General features: G+C 64.4%; 15 protein-coding genes. 5 read left to right on the forward strand and 10 right to left on the reverse strand.

Translation table 11 applies throughout. From position 1 onward, the window contains the following. The first annotated feature begins 1 nt into the window (after position 1). Genes FJ977_RS15825 through FJ977_RS15840 form a run of 4 tightly spaced genes read left to right on the forward strand, consistent with a single transcriptional unit; the run spans position 2 to position 3,874 of the window. Positions 2-1,303 (forward strand): cytosine deaminase, encoded by a 1,302-nt coding sequence (locus FJ977_RS15825; protein WP_140772901.1) that lies wholly within the window; start codon positions 2-4, stop codon positions 1,301-1,303. After that, positions 1,303-2,706, forward strand: coding sequence for an FAD-binding oxidoreductase (locus FJ977_RS15830; protein WP_140773918.1), 1,404 nt, complete (start codon positions 1,303-1,305; stop codon positions 2,704-2,706). Before FJ977_RS15825 ends, FJ977_RS15830 begins: the two co-directional genes overlap by 1 nt. Further along, positions 2,706-3,287 carry an NAD(P)H-dependent oxidoreductase gene (locus FJ977_RS15835; RefSeq protein ID WP_181179876.1) on the forward strand — a complete coding sequence of 194 codons (582 nt, stop codon included), beginning with the start codon at positions 2,706-2,708 and terminating at the stop codon, positions 3,285-3,287. The genes FJ977_RS15830 and FJ977_RS15835 overlap by 1 nt, the downstream gene beginning before the upstream one ends. Then, on the forward strand, positions 3,287-3,874 hold the full coding sequence (locus tag FJ977_RS15840; RefSeq protein WP_140772905.1) for an NAD(P)H-dependent oxidoreductase: 588 nt from the start codon (positions 3,287-3,289) through the stop codon (positions 3,872-3,874). Before FJ977_RS15835 ends, FJ977_RS15840 begins: the two co-directional genes overlap by 1 nt. A gap of 211 nt (positions 3,875-4,085) precedes the next feature. Here the strand turns inward: FJ977_RS15840 and FJ977_RS15845 are convergent, their stop codons facing one another. The 5 genes from FJ977_RS15845 to FJ977_RS15865 form a co-directional block, all read right to left on the reverse strand. Continuing rightward, on the reverse strand, positions 4,086-6,548 hold the full coding sequence (locus FJ977_RS15845) for an FAD-dependent oxidoreductase (protein WP_181179878.1): 2,463 nt from the start codon (positions 6,546-6,548) through the stop codon (positions 4,086-4,088). Continuing rightward, positions 6,545-7,726, reverse strand: a complete 1,182-nt coding sequence (locus FJ977_RS15850) for a pyridoxal phosphate-dependent aminotransferase (protein WP_140772906.1) — start codon at positions 7,724-7,726, stop codon at positions 6,545-6,547. Before FJ977_RS15850 ends, FJ977_RS15845 begins: the two co-directional genes overlap by 4 nt. Continuing rightward, the gene (locus FJ977_RS15855) at positions 7,726-8,625 is read right to left on the reverse strand and encodes a homocysteine S-methyltransferase family protein (protein WP_140772908.1); all 900 of its coding nucleotides are present in this window, start codon (positions 8,623-8,625) and stop codon (positions 7,726-7,728) included. The genes FJ977_RS15850 and FJ977_RS15855 overlap by 1 nt, the downstream gene beginning before the upstream one ends. Continuing rightward, entirely contained in the window at positions 8,622-11,075 is a 2,454-nt protein-coding gene (locus FJ977_RS15860) for an FAD-dependent oxidoreductase (protein ID WP_140772910.1), read from the reverse strand. Before FJ977_RS15860 ends, FJ977_RS15855 begins: the two co-directional genes overlap by 4 nt. A gap of 95 nt (positions 11,076-11,170) precedes the next feature. Continuing rightward, positions 11,171-11,758 (reverse strand): XRE family transcriptional regulator, encoded by a 588-nt coding sequence (locus tag FJ977_RS15865; protein ID WP_246683121.1) that lies wholly within the window; start codon positions 11,756-11,758, stop codon positions 11,171-11,173. A 180-nt stretch (positions 11,759-11,938) separates the two neighbouring features. Here FJ977_RS15865 and FJ977_RS15870 point away from each other — a divergent pair, with 180 nt between their 5' ends. Beyond that, positions 11,939-12,643: a nitroreductase gene (locus tag FJ977_RS15870; protein ID WP_181179880.1), complete on the forward strand. Its 705-nt coding sequence runs from the start codon at positions 11,939-11,941 to the stop codon at positions 12,641-12,643. Between the two features lie 28 nt (positions 12,644-12,671). On the opposite strand, the gene FJ977_RS15875 is transcribed toward FJ977_RS15870, so the two are convergent. The 5 genes from FJ977_RS15875 to FJ977_RS15895 all read right to left on the reverse strand — a co-directional run bounded on the left by FJ977_RS15875 (position 12,672) and on the right by FJ977_RS15895 (position 19,461). Then, entirely contained in the window at positions 12,672-14,114 is a 1,443-nt protein-coding gene (locus FJ977_RS15875) for an MFS transporter (protein WP_140772913.1), read from the reverse strand. A 210-nt stretch (positions 14,115-14,324) separates the two neighbouring features. After that, positions 14,325-14,912 (reverse strand): sarcosine oxidase subunit gamma, encoded by a 588-nt coding sequence (locus FJ977_RS15880; RefSeq protein WP_140772915.1) that lies wholly within the window; start codon positions 14,910-14,912, stop codon positions 14,325-14,327. Then, positions 14,905-17,898, reverse strand: coding sequence for a sarcosine oxidase subunit alpha (locus FJ977_RS15885; protein ID WP_140772917.1), 2,994 nt, complete (start codon positions 17,896-17,898; stop codon positions 14,905-14,907). The genes FJ977_RS15880 and FJ977_RS15885 overlap by 8 nt, the downstream gene beginning before the upstream one ends. Next, positions 17,895-18,191 carry a sarcosine oxidase subunit delta gene (locus tag FJ977_RS15890; RefSeq protein ID WP_140772919.1) on the reverse strand — a complete coding sequence of 99 codons (297 nt, stop codon included), beginning with the start codon at positions 18,189-18,191 and terminating at the stop codon, positions 17,895-17,897. The genes FJ977_RS15885 and FJ977_RS15890 overlap by 4 nt, the downstream gene beginning before the upstream one ends. Before the next feature lie 10 nt (positions 18,192-18,201). Further along, positions 18,202-19,461 carry a sarcosine oxidase subunit beta gene (locus tag FJ977_RS15895; RefSeq protein ID WP_140772921.1) on the reverse strand — a complete coding sequence of 420 codons (1,260 nt, stop codon included), beginning with the start codon at positions 19,459-19,461 and terminating at the stop codon, positions 18,202-18,204. Positions 19,462-19,564: the final 103 nt, after the last annotated feature.

The raw sequence follows: 19,564 nt of genomic DNA on the forward strand, positions 1-19,564 counted from the left end.
CTTGATTCCGAACACAGGTTCATACCATCTCGCCGACGCTCGCGTTCATGCGTCGCTGACGCCCGGACTTGTCGCGGCCTTCGACGGCGATGGCTTTGCGCTCGCCGATATTTCTGTCGCCGACGACAAGATTTCCAGCATCGCCGCGCATGGCCGATCGAAGGCGCCCGCCGATGCGATCGACCTTCACGGCCGCATCATCCTGCCCTGTTTCGTCGACTGCCATACGCATATCGACAAGGGCCATATCTGGCCGCGAAAACCCAATCCCGACGGCACTTTCATGGGAGCCCTGAACGCCACCGGCGCCGACCGCGTCGCGCGCTGGAGCGCGCAGGACGTGGCGCGGCGCATGGATTTTTCACTGCGCTCGGCCTATGCGCATGGCACCAGGGCACTGCGCACCCATCTCGACAGCGTCGCGCCGCAGGAGGAAATCTCCTGGCCGGTGTTCGAGACGATGCGCGAGACATGGCGCGGCCGCATCGAGTTGCAGGGCGCCTGCCTGCTCGGCATCGAGGGCGTGCGCGACAAGAAATGGTTCGACAGGCTGGCGAAGCGGGTGGCCGCCGCCAAGGGCGTGCTCGGCGTCGTCACCTATATGGTACCGGACCTGGAAGAGCTGCTCGACCATGTTTTCGCGCAGGCGATCAAGCATGGGCTCGACCTCGATTTCCATGCCGACGAGACCGACGACATTGCCGCCATCTCGCTGAAGAAGATCGCCGAGGCAGCGCTTTGGAGCGGCTTCGAGGGCAATATCCTCGTCGGCCATTGCTGCTCGCTGGCACGGCAGCCCGATCTCGAGGTTCTGGACACGCTGGACAAGGTGGCGAAGGCCGGGTTGGCGATCGTTTCTCTGCCGATGTGCAATCTCTATCTGCAGGACCGGCGTGGCGACGCCACCACGCCGCGCTGGCGCGGTGTCACGCTGCTGCATGAGATGAAGGTGAGGGGCATTCCGGTAGCGGTCGCATCCGACAACACACGCGATCCTTTCTATGCCTATGGCGACCTCGACATGCTGGAGGTCTACCGGATGGCGACGCGCATCCTGCATTTCGATCATCCCGTCGCCGACTGGCCGCAAGCGGTCACCTCGACGCCGGCCAAGGTGATGCGGCTTGATGGCTTAAGCACGCTTGCCGCCGGCGGCGGTGCCGATTTCATTCTGTTCAAAGGTCGTAGCTGGACGGAATTGCTGTCGCGGCCCGAATCGGATCGCATCGTCGTGCGTGCCGGACGCGCGATCGAGCGGCAATTGCCCGACTATGCCGAGCTCGACGAACTGATGGTGGAATGATGGACGTTTCGGCGCTTAAACGCGATCTCGACGGGATAAAGCTCGACGATAATCCGGCCATCGTCCAGCAGAAGAGCCGCGACTTCTACTGGTACAGCCCGGTGCTGAAGCGGCAGCTCGACCATGTCACCGGCGACCTGATTGTGACGCCGAAAACCGAGGCCGAACTGATCCGCGTGCTGGCCGCCTGTCATCGGCATGGCATTCCGGTGACGCCGCGCGGCAGCGGCACCGGCAATTACGGCCAGGCAATGCCGCTGTCGGGCGGTGTCGTGCTCAACCTCGCAGAGATGAACGAGATCAAGTCGATCGCGCCGGGGCGCGTGGTGACGGGGCCGGGCGCGGTGCTGGCCGATATCGACAAGGCGACGCGGGCGCATTCCGGCCAGGAACTCAGGCTCTCGCCCTCGACCTACAACACGGCTTCGATCGGCGGCTTCATCGCCGGCGGTTCGGGCGGCGTCGGCTCGATCAATTTCGGCGGGTTGCGCGATTTCGGCAATGTGCTTCGCCTGCGCGTGGTGACGATGGAGGCCGAGCCGAAAGCGCTCGAACTCACCGGCGAGGATTTGCACAAGGTGACCCATGCCTACGGCACCAATGGCATCATCACGGAGGTCGAGATGCCGCTGACCGCGGCCTATGAGTGGGTCGATGTCATTGTCGGCTTCGATGCATTCATGGACGCGGCGCGCTACGGCAATGCGCTGGCGTGCCAGGACGGGATCCTGACCAAGCTGATCACCCCGATTGCCGCACCCGTGCCGCAGCTCTATTTCAAGCGGCACCAGAAGTTTTTCAGGGAGGGTCAAAGCATCTGCGTCGTCATGGTGGCGCAGCATGGGCTGGATGCCTTCCTTGCCTTCACCCGGCGCGCCGGCGGTGAGGTCATCTTCAACGCGGCCACAGCGACGCCGGAGGAGAAAAGAGGCCTGCCGCCGGCCTATGAGCTGGCCTGGAACCACACCACGCTCAGGGCACTGCGTGTCGATCCCGATATCACCTATCTGCAATCGCTCTATCCCTTTCCCAACCAGTTGGCGCTGGTCGAGAAAATGGATGCGATGTTTCCGGACGAAGTATTTTCGCATCTCGAATTCGTGCGGCTCGACGGCAACATCACCTGTTTCGGCCTGCCATTGGTGAAATTCACCACCGAGGCGCGGCTCGACGAGATCGTGCGGCTGCATGAGGAGAATGGCTGCCCGATCTTCAATCCGCACCGCTACACACTGGAGGAGGGCGGCATGAAGCAGACGGATGCCGTGCAGCTCGCCTTCAAGCGCGAGACGGACCCGCAAGGCCTGCTCAACCCCGGCAAGATGATCGCCTGGGAAAATCCGGACTACGACTATCGTTCGGGGCGAACCTTCTTGTTCAAGGGGCTGCAAAAGGCAGGCTGATGAACATCCTCGTCCTCTACGCCCATCCGGTCGAGACCAGCTTCAATGCCGGCCTGCACCGGTTGGTCGTCGAGCGGCTGATGGCGGCGGGCCATACGATCGATGATTGCGACCTCTACGCCGAGAATTTCGATCCAAGGCTGACGCGTCAGGAGAGGCTGGACTATCACGACCAGCGCGGCTCCGCGGACCCCGCGGCGCCCTATGTCGAACGTCTGCTGCGGGCCGATGCGCTGGTGCTTTCCTATCCGGTGTGGAACTACGGCTTCCCGGCGATCCTGAAGGGCTTCTTCGATCGCGTCTTCCTGCCTGGCGTGTCGTTCAGGCTGGTCGACGGCAAAGTGCAGCCGTCGCTGCACAACATCAGGAAGGTCGCGGCCGTCACCACCTATGGCGGCAGCCGGTTTCGCGCCGTGCTGATGGGCGATCCGCCGCGCAGGCTGATCAAGCGCATGCTGCGCGCGACGGTAAAGCCCGGCGCGCCGGTGACTTACCTCGCGCATTACGCGATGAACCTGTCGACCGATGAAACACGGAAGTCGTTCATGACGAAGGTCGCGGCGAGCATGGATGCGTTCTGATGCGGGTCCTCGTGGTCTATTGCCATCCGGTGCCGGAGAGTTTTTGCGCAGCGGTCCGCGACACCGCTCTCGACGTGCTGAAGGCAAGGGGCTGGGAGGTGCGGCTGCTCGATCTCTACGCCGAGAAATTCGATCCGGTGATGGGTTGCGACGAGCGGCGTACCTATAATGACCAGGCGCCGCGCGATCCCGCGCTGAAGCCGTATTTCGAACTGCTCGCCTGGGCTGAAGCGATCCTGTTCGTCTATCCGACCTGGTGGTACGGGCTGCCGGCGATGCTGAAGGGCTGGCTTGACCGGGTGTGGGCGACCGATGTCGCCTTCAAGCTGCCGGCGGGCAAGGGGCGGATCACATCGCTGATGAGGCATGTGACCAAGGTCGGCGTCATCACCACCTGCGGCGCGCCGACCTGGTGGAGCGTCGTCGTCGGGCAGCCCGGACGCAAGACCTTGTTGCGCGGCATGCGGGCGCTGTGCGCGACACGCTGCAAGACGTTTTTCCTGGCGCATTATCTGATGGATGCCTCGACGCCGGCAACGAGAGCGGCGTTTCTGGCAAAGGTGCGGGCGAAGCTGGAAAGGTTTTGAAGGATGCGCGACTTTCCCTTCTCCCCCTTGTGGGAGAAGGTGGCCTCGCGAAGCGAGGTCGGATGAGGGGTGCGCGAAGGATCTCTGCTTTGCAGAAGTAAGCGCTTGAGATCCTTCGATCTTTTCACGCCGCGCTTCGTCACGCACCCCTCATCCGTCTCGGCGCTGCGCGCCGATCCACCTTCTCCCACAAGGGGAGAAGAAAGAGGCGCTACATCTTCACCCGTTCCGCCTTCGGATCATACATCGGCTTCAGCGAGGCTTCCGCCGCGAAACGCTCGCCGGCGATCTCGATCTCGTAGGACGAGGCCAGCACATCCGCCTCGCTCTCGCCCGGGCAGGGCACATAGCCCAGCCCGATGGCGCCGCCGAGATGGTGGCCGTAATTGCCTGAGGTGATCGGGCCGACGATCTTGCCGTCGCGCAGGATCGCTTCGTTGTGGAAGAGCAGGGGCTGCGGGTCCTTCAGGCGAAACTGGACCAGCCGGCGTGACAGGCCGGCTTCCTTCTTCTTCAGCACCGCATCACGGCCGATGAACTCGCCCTTGGCCGTCTTCACCGCGAAGCCGAGGCCTGCTTCCAGCACATTGTCCTCGTCGGTGATGTCGTGGCCGAAATGCCGAAAAGCCTTTTCGATGCGGCAGGAATCGAGCGTATGCAGGCCGCAGAGTTTCAGGCCGACATCCGCGCCGGCCTCGTCGATCGCCTCGAAGACATGGGCCGCTTGTTCGGTCGAGACATAGAGTTCCCAGCCGAGTTCACCGACATAGGTGACGCGGTGGGCGCGGGCCAGGCCCATGCCGATCTCGATCTCCTGGAACGTGCCGAACGGATTGTTCTCGTTGGAGAAATCGTTGGGGCTGACTTTCTGGATCAGCTTTCGCGCATCCGGGCCCATCAGGCAGAGCACGCTTTCAGCAGCAGTGACGTCCGTGATGACGACGAATTCGTCGCCGACATGCCGGCGCAGCCAGGCGAGGTCGCGCTGCAGCGTGGCACCCGGGACGACGAGGAAATAGGCCGTATCCGACAGGCGCGAGACGGTGAGATCGCTCTCGATGCCGCCGCGCTGGTTTAGCATCTGTGTGTAGACGATCTTGCCCGGCGCCACGTCCATGTCGTTGGCGCAGAGTCTTTGCAGGAAGGCACAGGCATCGCGGCCCTCGACGCGGATCTTGCCGAACGAGGTCATGTCGAACAGCCCGACCTTGTTCCTGACAGCTAGATGCTCGTCGCGCTGGTTGTCGAACCAGTTCTGCCGCTTCCAGGAATAGCGGTATTCGCGCTCCTGGCCTTCGCGGGCGAACCAGTTGGCGCGCTCCCAGCCGGCGACTTCGCCGAACACGGCGCCGCGCGCTTTCAGATGCTCATGCAGGGGCGAGCGCCTAACGTTGCGCGACGTCGCCATCTGCCGGTAGGGGAAATGGTCGGCATAGAGGAGGCCGAGCGTTTCTGAGACGCGCTCCTTGAGGTAGCGGCGGTTCTTCTGGAAGGGCTGGGCGCGGCGGATGTCGACTTCCCACAGGTCAAAGGGCGCTTCGCCATCGTTGATCCACTGCGCCAGCGCCATGCCGGCGCCGCCCGAAGAGACGATGCCGATAGAATTGTAGCCGGTCGCCATCCAGTAGCCCCGAAGTTCCGGCGCCTCGCCGAGATAGTAGCGGTCGTCAGGCGTGAAGCTTTCGGGGCCGTTGAAGAAGGTGTGGATGCCGGCGGTCGCCAGCATCGGCATGCGGTTGACGCCCATTTCGAGGATCGGCTCGAAATGGTCCATGTCCTCGGGCAATTGGTCGAAGCAGAAATCCTCGCGGATGCCGTCCATGCCCCAGGGCTTGGCTACCGGCTCGAAGGCGCCGAGCATCATCTTGCCGGCATCTTCCTTGTAGTAAGCGCACTCGTCGGGAACGCGCAGCACCGGCAGGCGGGAGAGGCTGGGGATCGGCTCGGTGACGAGATAGAAATGCTCGCAGGCGTGCAGCGGGATGGTGACGCCGTTCTGACGCCCGAGTTCCCGGGCCCACATGCCGGCGCAGTTGACGACGATATCGGCCTCGATCGTGCCTTGGTCTTCACCTTGCGCCCACGACACGCCGGTGACACGGCCGGCTTTGGTGTGGACCTTGGTCACCTTCACATTCTCAACGATGGTGGCGCCGCGCTGGCGCGCGCCCTTGGCCAGCGCCATGGCGATGTTGGCGGGGTCGCACTGGCCGTCGAGCGGCAGATGCACCGCACCGACGACGTCGGACACGTTGAGATGCGGATACATCTCCTTGACCTCGTTGGGCGAAATCTCGCGCACATCGACATCGAAGGCACGGGCCAGAGACGCCTGCCGGTAGATCTCGTGCTTGCGCTCCTCGGTCAGCGCCACGGTGATCGAGCCCACCTGGCGCATGCCGGTGCCGACTTCGGTCTCGGCTTCCAGCTTGACGTAGAGGTCGGCCGAATATTTCGCCAGCCGAGTCATGTTCTGCGAACCGCGCAACTGGCCGATCAGGCCGGCGGCGTGCCATGTCGTGCCCGAGGTCAGCTGCTTGCGCTCAAGCAACACGATGTCGGTCCAGCCAAGCTTGGCCAGGTGGTAGGCGACCGAACAGCCGGAAACGCCGCCGCCGATGATAACCGCGCGGGCCTTGGTGGGGATGGTTTTGGTGGGAATGGTCTTGGTCATGCGGCCTCGCGGCGATATGTGGAAGCAAAACGGCGTAGCCGGGCTGCTGCTTCTTGCAGCACGGGCTCCGGCTGGCAGAGGCTGATGCGGATGTGGCCGGCGGCGGCTTCGCCGAAGCTGGAACCCGGCATCACGCCGACCTTCTCCTTGTCGAGGAAGGCGAAGGCGAATTTCTCGTCGTCGGGTTCGACCGCGGATATGTCGAGCATGACATACATGCCGCCTTCGGAGCCGCGCACGCTGACGTCATTCATGCCGCGCACGGCATCGAGGAGGACGGTGCGGCGCGCCGCGTAGCGCTCGGCAATGTCCTTCACGCCGTAATGGTTCTCCAGCGCCTCGGCGCAGGCGACCGAGATGAAGGCCGGGAGGCCGTAGGTCGTCACCAGATTGAGATTGATGAGCAGCGTGATCATCGCTTCAGGACCGGTCAGCCAGCCCATGCGCCAGCCGGTCATGCCATGGCTCTTGGACATGGAATTGATGACCAGCGTGCGTTCGGCCATGCCGGGCAATGAGCGCGGCGAGATGTGCTCGCCGCCGCCCAGCGTCCAGTAGACCTCGTCCGACAGCAGCCAGAGGTCGTGCTCCCTGCAGATTTCGGCCAGCTGTTCGAGCCGCTCTCGCGAATAGACCGCACCGGTGGGGTTGTTCGGCGTGTTGATCAGGATGGCGCGCGTGTTGGGCTTGAGTGCAGCGCGGATCATGTCGACGTGCGGCTGGAAACCATCCTCGGCCGGCGTCTCGACGACGGTGAAACTGGCACCCGCGGCACTGAACGTGTTGGGGTAGGTGGCGTAGTAGGGGGCAACGACGATGGCGTGGTCGCCCTGGTCGAGCACGGCCTGCACGGCCGCGTAGAGGGCCGCCTGGCCGCCCGGCGTCGCGATCACTTGATCCGGTGTCGTCTCGACGCCGGTGCAGGCGCTGGAGGCTGCCGCCATCGCCTGGCGCAGGCGCGGCAGGCCAGGCAGCGGTGTGTAGTGGTGATTGCTGCCGCGGACCGCGGCGACGCAGGCCTCGATCGTTTGGGAAGGCGTGTCGAAATCGTGGTCGCCGACCGACAGCATGATGATGTCCTCGCCGGCTTCCTTGCGGGCCCAGGCGGCGGAATGGACTTCCCAGCCATCCTTGCCCGAAGGCACGATGCCGGAAATGCGCGATGATGGTTTTGGCATCATTGAACTCCCGAGATCTGGTAGCCGGCCTGTTCGAGCCGGCCACGCAGCGCCGCGATATGGGCAGGGCCGACCTCGCAGCAACCGCCGACGATTTCTGCGCCGGCTTCGACCCAGCCGATGGCCTGATCGGCATAGGCCGGTGGATCGAGATCGTGGCGGGCATGCAGCACCTCGACCGTGCCGCCATGCTTGAGCGCCTCGACCGAGGTGAAGCCGTTGGCATAGGCGCCAACCGGCCCGCCGAGCGCGATCAGTTCCGGCAGTGCCGCGCTGACGGCTTCGGGCCGGCAGCAATTGACCAGCCGTGCGGCGATCGGCAGGTCGCCTAGCGCTGCGGACGCGGCGGCGAGGGCTTCGCCACTGCGCAGCCTTGGCGTGCCGTGGTCGGCGAGCGTCCAGGACACCCAGACGGGCTTGCCGCTTTCCGATGCCGCGGTGACGGCCGCGCGCGCTTCATCGGCCGACGCCATGGTTTCGCACAGGAAGAGATCGACGCCATCCGCCTGCTCGGCGACGATGCGGCGGTAGATGTCGAGCGTCTCCTGGTAGGAAATGGTCAGCGCCGGTGCGTAGCTGCCGAAAAGCGGCGACAGGCAGCCGGCGATCGCCGCGTCGCCGGCTTCGTCGCAAGCTTGCCTGGCCAGTTCGATGCCGCGCTTCTGCAGCGGCTTGAACAGGTCCTCGGCGCCCTCGCGCGCCAGGCGTTCGGGTGTCGCCGAATAGGTGTTGATGGTGATCACGCGGGCGCCGGCGCGGATGAATTCGGCGTGCAGGTCGCGCACCAGATCGGGTTCGTCGATCAGCACCCTGGCCGACCACAGCGGCGTCGGCTCGGATTTGCTGCGCCGGACCAGTTCCTGGCCCATGCCGCCGTCTGTGAGGGTGACCGCCTTCATGCGCGCAGTCTTTCGTTCCTGGGATCCCAGAGCGGTTCATCCTTCTGCACGACCGCCTTGAAACGGTCGCCGAAGATTTCGACCTCGACCGATGTGCCGGGCTCGGTCAAATCGACGCGCAACATGCCGAGCGCGATGGACTTGTCGATGCGATGGCCCCAGCCGCCCGACGTGGTCTCGCCGACGATCTGTCCGCCGTGCCACAGCGTCGACATGTAGGGCGCGTCGCAATCGCCGGGGTTCTCGACGACCAGGGTGACGAAACGCTTCTTCACGCCTTGCTGCTTCTCGTTCTGCAGTGCGGCCTTGCCACGGAAGTCGGGCTTTTCCCATTTGACGAAGCGCTCGAGCCCACCCTGCAAGATCGAATAGTCGGTCGAGAGATCGCCCTTCCAGGTACGGTAGCCCTTTTCCAGCCTGAGCGAATCCAGCGCATACATGCCGAACGGTCTCAGGCCATGCTGTTGTCCTGCCGCACAGACGGCGTCGAAGATTGCTGATGTGTCGTCGACCCTGGTGTGGATTTCCCAGCCGAGTTCGCCAGCGAAGGAGACGCGCACCAGCTTGGCCCAGCGGCCGGCGATCTTCGTTTCCTGATGCGTCAGCCACGGCAACGTAAGGTCTGCGTCGCAGACTTCGGCGAGGATTTTCCGCGAATTGGGGCCGGCCAGGATCTGAGTGGAGAATTCCTCGGTCCGGTCGATCAGCTTGAATGGCGCGTCCTTGGGCATGCGCGATTTCAGCCATTCGAAATCATGCCATTGCGCGACCGCGGCGGTGATCAGCGTCATCACATTCTCGTCGTGGCGCACGACGGACATTTCTGTGACGATGCGGCCCTTGTCGTCGGCGAAATAGACGAGGCCGATGCGGCCGGGTTTCGGCACCAGTCCGGTGACCTGCAGGCTCAGCCAGTCGGCGGCGCCGGGACCTTCGAGGTTGAAGCGCGAGAAGCCGGGCAGGTCGAGGATGCCGGCGGCGTCACGCACCGCCAGGCACTCTTCACGAACGCGATGCTGCCAGGGCCCGTCGCGGCGGAAGGTCAGCGTGGCTTCCTCGGAAATGTCGTCGCCGTCTTTCGCATACCAGGTGGCGCGTTCCCAGCCATTGTAGGCATCGAAGCGGCCGCCGAGCGCCTTGGTGCGGTCGTGGATCGGCGACAGTTTTCTGTCGCGCCCTTCAGGCCAGGCATGGCGCGGGAACTGGATGGCGTATTCATTGCCGTAGATTTCGAGGCCCTTGGCGACACAGTAGTCCGGCGCCGAGGCAAAGGACGTGAAGCGGCGTGGGTCGCAGGACCACATGTCCCATTCGGTCTGGCCTTGCGTGACCCATTCGGCCAGCACCTTGCCGGCGCCGCCGCCTTGCGCAATGCCGAAGGTGAAGACGCAGGCCTCGAAGGCATTGGGCACGCCGGGCATCGGGCCGATCAGCGGGTTGCCGTCCGGCGCATAGGGGATCGGCCCGTTGATGACCTTGGACAGGCCGGCGGTGCCCAGGATCGGCACGCGGGCGACGGCGTCGGCCAGATAATGTTCCAGCCGGTCGAGATCGTCGGGGAAGAGCTGGAAGGAAAAATCGTCCGGCATCGGATCGTTGAGGGTGGCCCAATGCGCGCGGCAATTGCGCTCATAGGGGCCGAGATTCATGCCGGCCTTCTCCTGGCGCAGATAGTAGGACGTATCGACGTCGCGCAGCAGCGGCAGCTTCTTGCCCTGTTCCTTCGACCATGCCGCCAGTTCGGGGATTTCCTCGAAGAGGATATACTGATGGCTCATCACCATCATCGGCACCTCGCGGCCGAACATTTTGCCCACCTCGGCGGCCCGGTAGCCGGCGGCGTTGACGACGATTTCGCAGCGGATCTCGCCTTGCGGCGTGGCAACCACCCATTCATCCTTCTCACGGCGCACGCCGGTGACGGGGCAGAAGCGGATGATCTTGGCGCCCATGTCGCGCGCGCCCTTGGCCAACGCCTGGGTCAACTGCGCCGGGTCGATGTCGCCGTCGCTCGGGTCGTAGAGCGCGCCTTCCAGATCGTGTGTCTCGATGAAGGGATAGCGGCGCTTGATCTCGTCGATACCGACCACGTCGATGTCCATGCCCTGGTAGCGGCCCATGCCCTTGGCGCGCTGGAACTCCTGCATGCGCTCCTTGGAGTGGGCGAGGCGCAGGGAACCGGTGACGTGATAGTTCATGGGATAGTCGACAGCGTCGGCCAGGCCCCGGTAAAGCTCGGTCGAATAGCGCTGCATGTTCATCAGCGACCATGACGAGGAGAAGGTCGGTACATTGCCGGCGGCATGCCAGGTCGAGCCTGACGTCAGCTCGTTCTTCTCCAGCAGCACGCAATCGGTCCAACCTGACTTGGCGAGATGATAGAGCGAGGAGGTGCCGACAACGCCACCTCCGATGATCACCACGCGCGCCGTGCTCGGCAAACCCGCCATGTTCTTCTCCCAAGCTGAAGCGCGTTGCGCTTCCATTTTTGTTGTGATGCAAGTCGTTATCCCAAAACCGCGGCACACTTTTGGGCGACATGCATTCAATAGACGGGTGGTGAAACCACCCAGATGATCACCGCGGGCTGGGTGCCTGGATTGCGCCAGCGATAGGGCTTGCCTTCGAAGCGGAAGGAATCGCCTTCGCCGAGCCGGTGCCAGACGCCCGCTATCTCGATTTCGAAAATACCCGAGGCGATATAGCCGGCTTCCTCGGTCGGCCGCAGCTGCTCGGTCTTCATCTCCGCGCCTGCCGCGAAGATCGAGCGCACCATCTCGAAGCTGCCACCGAGATCGGGCGACAGGAGTTCTTCAACCAGGCCGGTCTCGCTTGTGCCAAGCGTGCGGCGCCTGCCGGCGCGCACCACCACGCCGCGTTCACTCTCGACAGGCACGTCGTGGCTGAAGAACAGGCTGATCGGCACGCCGAACAGTTCAGCAAAGGCCCTGAGATCGCTCAGCGACGGCGTCGACAGGCCGCGCTCGACCTGGCTGACCCAGCCGACCGAGCGGCCAAGCTTCAGCGCGATTTCGGCGAGCGTCAGCCCGCGTGCCCGGCGCAGCGCCCTGATGTCGCCGGCCAGAACGCGTTCGTCAGGTCCCTGCAATGTTCGTGCGGTAGTGGAGGGCAAAACGCTCTCTTCGTGAAAATTTCATTCCTAATTTCATGAGAAATCAAGCTCGTGAAAAAATCAAGTGGATTTTCACCAATGCTCAAGATTTGCTTGCAGGATTTTGGTGGTTCATGCAAAGGCTCCGCCGCGAGCGGCGAGTGGGGACGTCCGATCGACAAAAAGGCTAAGGGACGGCCCATGCTGGAAAAGAAGGCTCGAGTCGCGGGTGATGCCGAGATCGTCGACGAGGCGATCATGTCGCGCCGTTCTGTGCGCGCATTCCTGCCCGACATGATCGACGACGACACCATCCGGGACATTCTGGCGGTTGCGGCGCGCGCGCCGTCCGGCACAAACATGCAGCCGTGGAAGGTCTACGTCACCAAGGGCGAGACCAAGCAACAGATATCGGATGCCATCCTGAATTCCGGTATCCGCGCCGAAAAGGCCGACTGGGACGAGTATCGCTACTATCCCACCCAGTTCTTCGAGCCGTATCTTACCCGCCGCCGCGCGAACGGTTTCGGCCTCTATGGCGCGCTTGGCATCGGTCGGCGCGAGGTCGACAAGATGCGCGCCCAGCATGACCGCAATTTCGTTTTCTTCGACGCGCCGGTCGGCATGATCTTCACCATCGATCGCCGGCTCAACCAGGGCTCGTGGATCGACTACGGCATGTTCCTACAGAACATCATGGTCGCGGCGCGGGGCCGGGGCCTGCACACGTGCCCGCAAGCCGCATTCGCGCCCTATCACCGGCAGATCCGGCCGGTGCTTAACATTCCCGACGAGGAGATCGTCGTTTGCGGCATGGCGCTTGGTTACGAAGACACCTCCAAGCCGGAAAACGCCTTCCGCACCGATCGCGTGCCGTTGGAAGAGTGGGTGACGTTCAGCGAATAGAGCGCCGCCGAAAGGACTTGGCGGTCGGCTATTCCGTATTCATCTGCATGCCGTGGCCGCTGACATGGGCGCCGTCCTGCGGCGTCAGCTTGAGGTAGGCGAGCAGCGCGCAGAGCGTGATGACGCCTTCGATCGCGAACAGGATCCGGAAATCATTGGTCACGGCAGGGCCGCCGCCGGCCAGGAATGACAGCATCGCCGCCGCAAGGCCGACACTGATGGCCACCGCCAGCTGCCAGAGGATGTAATAGAGGGCGCTGAAGCGGGCGAGCTGTTCGGGGGCGATGTCGGAATAGGCGAGGTTTCCGGTCGAGGCCCACTGGATGGAGCGGAAGACGCCGAAAACAAAGATGTAGCCAAGCACGATCCAGACCGGCGTCGTCGCCTGCATCAAGGCGAAGCCCGCGACCATCACTGCCACAACAGGTGTGTTGAAGACCAGTACGCGGCGAAACCCGAACCGGTTGAGAACGCGTGGCATGAAGAAACGCATGACCACCGAGCCGAGCGCGGCAACGAAGGTCAGCGATCCCGCCTGCACCGCGCTCATGCCGAAGCCGAGCTGGAACATCAGCGGCAGCAGGAAGGCGACGGAACTGAGCCCGATCGTGTCCAGGCCGCCGCCGGTGAGGAACGAGATGCGGAAGGTGCGGATGCGCAGCAGCTTGAGGTCGAGCAGGGGATTGGCCACGCGCAGGCAGTAGAGCGAGGCAATCGCCAGGATGACGACCGCCAGCGCCAGTTCACCGGCAATCATCCCGCCGGCGGCATCCTTGGCGGCGAGCGAGTCCATGCCGAAGACAAGCAGGATCATGCCGCTGCCGACCAGCAGGAAGCCTGGAAAATCGAAGCGCGTGCGCACCGGCTTGGTCACTGTCGGGAACAGTGAGGCGGCAAGGATTGCCGCCGCCAGCGCGAACGGCACATTGATGAAGAAGATCCAGCGCCAGGAAATGTAGGTGGTCAGCGCGCCGCCCACGAGCGGCCCGACCAGCGGGCCGGTCTGGCTGGCCACGGAAATGTACATGTTGATCTTCAGCGTCCGGTTGCGCGGAAAACTCGACAGGATGACGACCTGGCCGAGCGTGCCCATCAGCGCGCCGCCAAATCCCTGCAGCGCGCGGGCACCGACCAGTGTCCAGATGTCGTTCGACAGGCCGCAGAGTGCCGACGAGGTGGCGAACACCAGCAAGGCAAAGCAATAGACATTGCGCAGGCCGAAGCGGTCGGCCGCCCAGCCGCCGAGCGGCATCGAGATGATCAGGCTGGCGACATAGACGGTGATCAAGAGGCCAAGCTGGCTGGGCGGGCGGGCGAGGCTTTCGCCGATGCCGGGCAGCGCCGTCACCACGACGTTCTGGTCGAGGCTGGTCATGAACACGCCGCAAGCGACCGTCAGCGGCAGCAGAAGCAAGGCTCTGGCCGACACCTCGGCGCGATCCGTGGCGCCGGCGGATATTTCTGCGGTCATGGGGATGTTCGAACCAAACGAATGCGCCGACTCTCAAGACGGGATTTTGTATCCCTTGGACCGTTTGGGCGGCCACGTGATTCCATCATGGGCGCCCGCGGCAGGATTCTCTAGCGGCAGAACCGGCCGGCATTGAGGCCAGAAGCAACGGGGAGGCCAGAAGCAACGGAGGTCAGGAGCGACGGGCGAGCGGCCATACGTCGCCGCCGCCTATTGTACTTCGTAGCCGACTTCCTCGCTGGCATGGCAAAGCGCCTTCCAGAACGAACGCGCGAAGGAGCGGAAGACATAGATGTCGAACTGGTCGGCGCCGGTGCGCTGGATCTGGGCGAAGACGTCGTGATGGGTGGTCGAGCGGCCCGTGCCGATGGGGAAGGCCGGCAGCGCGAAGTCGATGGCGAAGAATTTCGCCAGAACCCACTCTGCTTTCGGTCCGGCGATGCGGATGGCGGTGCGGCCATGCGACAGGTCCGTCACCGTGCCGATGGCCGGCGTCACCGCCTTGGCAAAGGAAGCGGCCAACCCTTCGGCTTCGTCGGCCACGGTGAATTTCCCCGGTGCGAAGCCGAACACCGATTTCGCGCCCTCGCTCAGGCCACCGCCGGCGCCGTCGGGCAACGCCAGCCCGGTGACGGTGCGTATGGCCGCGATCAACTTCTTCTCCTCTCCCGGCCAGGCGGCGAGCTGCACGATCGAGCCCGGCCTCGTTTCGGTCAGGAGGATCTCGACGCCATGTTCGAAATTACCGTGCGAGCCGACATGGAATTCCGGCTCGAGGGGGGATTGACGCTCAACCATGCATGCGGGTCCCTTCCGGATCGTAGAAATGGTTGGAGACGATCTCGACCGGCCCGAAGCGGTTGCGCAAGGGATCGGAGACGTGGGCACGCGTGCCGTGCCGCGCCTTGCCGCCCTCGACCAGCGCCAGCGCGATATGCTTGCCGAGCGCAGGCGAATAGCAGCAGGCGGTGATGTGGCCGATCGAGCCGTGTGGATTGGCCTCGTCCAACGCCTCGACAATGTGCGCGCCGCCATTGAGCGGCCGGTTGTCCAGTGCGATCAGGCCGACCAGCTCCAGGCGGTCGGACGCGATCAGGCCTTCGCGGTCCATCATGGCCGAGCCGATGAACGGCTTCTTCTTCGACAGCATCCAGTCGAGATGCAGGTCGCGCGCCGTGGTGCGGCCGTCGATCTCGGCGCCGGTGACATGGCCTTTCTCGATGCGCATCGTGCCCAGTGCCTCGAGCCCGTAGGTGACCAGCCCGAACGGCTTGCCGGCTTCGATCAGCGCTTCCCAGACGTGGGTGCCATGGCCGGCACCACAATAGACCTCGAAGGCCATTTCGCCGGAGAAGGACAGCCGGCAAATCATCACCGGAACGCCTGCTATCTCGCCGCGCACGATGCCCATGAAGGGCAGGGTCGCATTGTCGACGGCGGTGCCGGTGACGCAAGCAGCCAGGATCTGCCTGGCCTTCGGTCCGCCGATCGCGGCACCCGCCCATTCGTCGGTCACCGAGGTGACATGGACTTTCAGCTCCGGCCAGATCACGTCGAGGAAATATTCCAGATGCTGCATCACCTTGCCGGCGTTGGCCGTGGTGGTGGTCATCAGGAAATCCTGTTCGCCGAGCCGCCAGGTGGTGCCGTCGTCGAAGGCAAAGCCGTCCTCGCGCAGCATCAGCCCGTAGCGCGCCTTGCCGACGGCGAGCGTCGAAAACATGTTGGTGTAGACGCGGTCGAGGAAGGCGGCGGCGTCGGGTCCCTGCACGGCGATCTTGCCCAGTGTCGAGACATCGACGATGCCGGCGCTTTCGCGCGTCGCCCTGGCCTCGCGCACATAGGCCTGCTCGATCGTTTCGCCTGAAAGCCCGTAGATCATCGGCCGGTACCAGAGGCCGGCGGAGTACATGGTCGCGCCGTTGTCGTGGTGCCAGTCATGCATCGGCGTGAGCCGCTCAGGCTTCAGGTCGCCGAAGCGCTCGGCCGCAAGCGAGCCGATCGACACCGGCGCGAAGGGCGGCCGGAAGCGTGTCGTGCCGACTTCCGGGATCGGCTTGCCCAGCGCCTCGGCCATGATGGCAAGGCCGGGAATGTTGGAGCTCTTGCCCTGGTCGGTCGCCATGCCAAGCGTGGTGTAGCGCTTCAGGTGCTCGACCGAGACGAAACCTTCGCGGTGCGCCAGCCTTACATCCTCAGCCGTCACGTCATGCTGGAAGTCGACGAAGCTCTTGCCCTTGGCCCTGATCTCGAAGACGGGCGCCGGATCGGGGTCGCCGGCCACGGCTTCCACAGTGGGCAATGCCGCGGGCGTGCCTGTTCCACCCGCGGCGGCAAGACCGGCGGCGCGGCCTTCGGCGATCGCCTCGACCGTCGAAAAACTGCCGGTGAAGGCGCCGGCCCCGACCCATTTCTGTGTCGGCCTTGGCGGCAGGAAGGCTTGCCGCGCGGCATTCCATTCCGCTTTGGCGCCGGCCTGGCTGGCCAGTTGGATGGTCGGCGACCAGCCCCCCGACATCAGCAGGCAGTCGGCATGGATGCTTCGCTCATCACCGGTGAGCGCCCCGGTGACCATGTCGAAACGCTGAACCTTGAAGCCGGAAAGCGCCTTGCCGCCCTCGGTGGCGACGACGGCGTGACCGGCAAAGATCTCGGCTTCGGCTTCGGTGGCCAGCTTGCGCATCTCGGGCGAAAGCTCGGACCGGACGTCGACGATGGCGACGATTGCCGCCCCCGCCTTCTTCAGGGAGATGGCCGCGCGATAGGCGCTGTCATTGTTGGTGAACAGCGCGATTCGCTCGCCCGGCAGCACGCCAAACTCGTTGGCGTAGCGCTCGGCGGCATGGGCCAGCATCACGCCCGGCCTGTCATTGCCCGGGAAGACCAGCGGCCGCTCGAAGGCGCCGGTGGCCAGCACCACGGATTTGGCACGGATTGCCCAATAACGATGGCGCGGCTCGCCCTTGGCGGGCTGTTCCTTGTGGTCGCTGACCCGCTCGAGCGCGGCAAGCGTGTTGCTGTCGTAGTAGCCCCAGACCGTGGTGCGCGGCAAAAGGCGGACATTGTCGCGGCCTTCGAGCTGAGTGACGGTGCGGCGGGCCCAATCGGCGGCCGGCGCGCCATCGATGGTTTCCTCGGACCAGTTGGTCGAGCCGCCGAAACGCGGCTCGAGATCGGCCAGCATGACGCGTGCCCCCTGATCGGCGGCGGCCTTGGCGGCCATCAGGCCGGCGGGACCGGAGCCGACCACCAGCACGTCGCAAAAGGCGTTCATGCGCTCATAGCGGGCCGAATCCTTCGCCGAACCGGCGCTGCCGAGACCGGCGGCACGGCGGATGAAATGCTCGCAGAACATCCAGAAACGCGTGCCCTTGAGCGGCCCGATCACCGGCCCCATAAAGGTCTTGTAGTAGAAGCCGGCGGACAGGATCTTGCCGCCGAGCTGGTTGACGGCATTGACGTCCCAGGCCAGCGACGGGAAGCGGTTCTGGCTGATCGCCACAAGCCCGTCGTGGATCTCGACCATGGTCGCCGGGATGTTGGGTTCGCGCACCTCGCCCTTCAGCACCGTCACCAGCGCGTTGGGTTCCTCCACACCAGCAGTCAGCAGGCCGCGTGGGCGGTGGTACTTGAACGAGCGTCCGAAAAGCGTGACGCCCTTGGCCAGCAGCGCGGACGCCAGCGTGTCGCCGGCATGGCCGGTGTAGGCGACGCCGTCGAAGGTGAAACGGATCGTCTTCAGCCGGTCGACGCGGCCGCCAGTGTCGGTGCGGCGCGGGCTCATGCCTTGTCCTCCGCCTTGCGGCGCGCGGTCGAGACATGGTCGCCGCGCACGAAGGCGACGCTCGAAATCTCATGCGTCAGTGTGTTGCGCGTGACCCTGAGATGCGCGCGGCAGCCGCCGGAATGCTGCCAGATCTCATTGTGGTCGCCGGCCGGGTTCAGCCGGTCGTAGACATAGGCGTTCCAGGCCTCGAAATTCTGCGAGGCGGGGTCGGGACGCTCGCGGTTGCCGTCACCCTGATAGGTGAACTCGATGACGTCGCGCGGGCCGCAATAGGGGCAAGTGATGAGCACAGGATGTTTCCTAATGGAGCCGCGGGTTCGCGCCCTGGCCCTTGTCGTCGATGACGAGGCCGCGGTGGAAGCGGTCGAGGGTGAACGGCGCGTTGAAATCGTGCGGCTCATCCTTGGCGATGGTCCAGGCGAAGGTCCAGCCGGAAGCCGGCGTCGCCTTGAAGCCGCCATAGCACCAGCCGCAATTGAGATACATGCCGGGCAGGGGTCCCGTGGTGATGATCGGCGAGCCATCCATCGACATGTCGCATACGCCCCCCCAGGAGCGCAGCATGCGTACACGCGCAAGGCCCGGGAACAGCGCCAGCATCTCGCTCATCACCTCGTCGACGATGGGCAGGTTGCCGCGCTGGGCGTAGCTGTTGTAGCCGTCGATGTCGCCGCCATAGACAAGGCCGCCCTTGTCGGACTGCGACATGTAGAAATGGCCCATGCCGAAGGTCACCACGGTGTCGATGAAAGGCTTCAGCGATTCGGTCACGAAGGCCTGCAGCACATGGCTTTCGATCGGCATCGTCTCGATGCCGGCCAACTGCATGACGCGCCCGGTGCTGCCGGCCACCGCGACCGCCACTTTCCTGGCGCGGATATCGCCGCGTGACGTGGTGACACCGGTGACGCGGTCGCCATCGCGCAGGAAGCCGGTGACCTCGCAATTCTCGATGATGTCGACGCCGCGCCGGTCGGCGCCGCGCGCATAGCCCCAGGCCACCGCGTCGTGACGGGCGGTGCCGGCGCGCCGCTGCATCAGGCCGCCGACCACCGGAAATCGTGCATCGCTGGAAATGTCGAGCGCCGGGATCAGGCGCTTGATTTCGGCAGGCGTCATCAGTTCGGCGTCGACGCCGAGATGGCGCATAGCGTTGCCGCGCCTTGCATAGTCGTCGAACTGGCCAGGCGTGTGCGCCAGGTTCAGGCAGCCGCGCTGCGAGAACATGACGTTGTAGTTGAGCTCGTGCGACAGGCCCTCCCACAGCTTCATCGAATGTTCGTAGAAGCGGGTGTTGGCGGGCAGCAGGTAGTTCGAGCGCACGGCCGTGGTGTTGCGGCCGACATTGCCGGAGCCGAGCCAGCCCTTTTCGAGCACGGCGACATTGGTGATGCCATGTTCCTTGGCCAGATAGTAGGCGGTCGCGAGCCCGTGGCCGCCGCCACCGATGATGATGACATCATAGGAAGCCTTCGGGTCGGGCTTGCGCCAGGCCGGCTTCCAGTCCTTGTTTCCCTTGAGCGCGTTCGCGAGCAGCGAAAAGGCCGAGTACTCTGCCATCATTGTCATCCGGTTCGGGCGATGCGGCAGACTATAGAGCAGGCTGTATCCGCAAAGCCAATATTGCGCCATTGCCTTTCGACTGGCCGACGCTCGGATCGCG

Source organism: Mesorhizobium sp. B2-1-3A (assembly GCF_006442655.1).
Classification (GTDB): Bacteria; Pseudomonadota; Alphaproteobacteria; order Rhizobiales; family Rhizobiaceae; genus Mesorhizobium.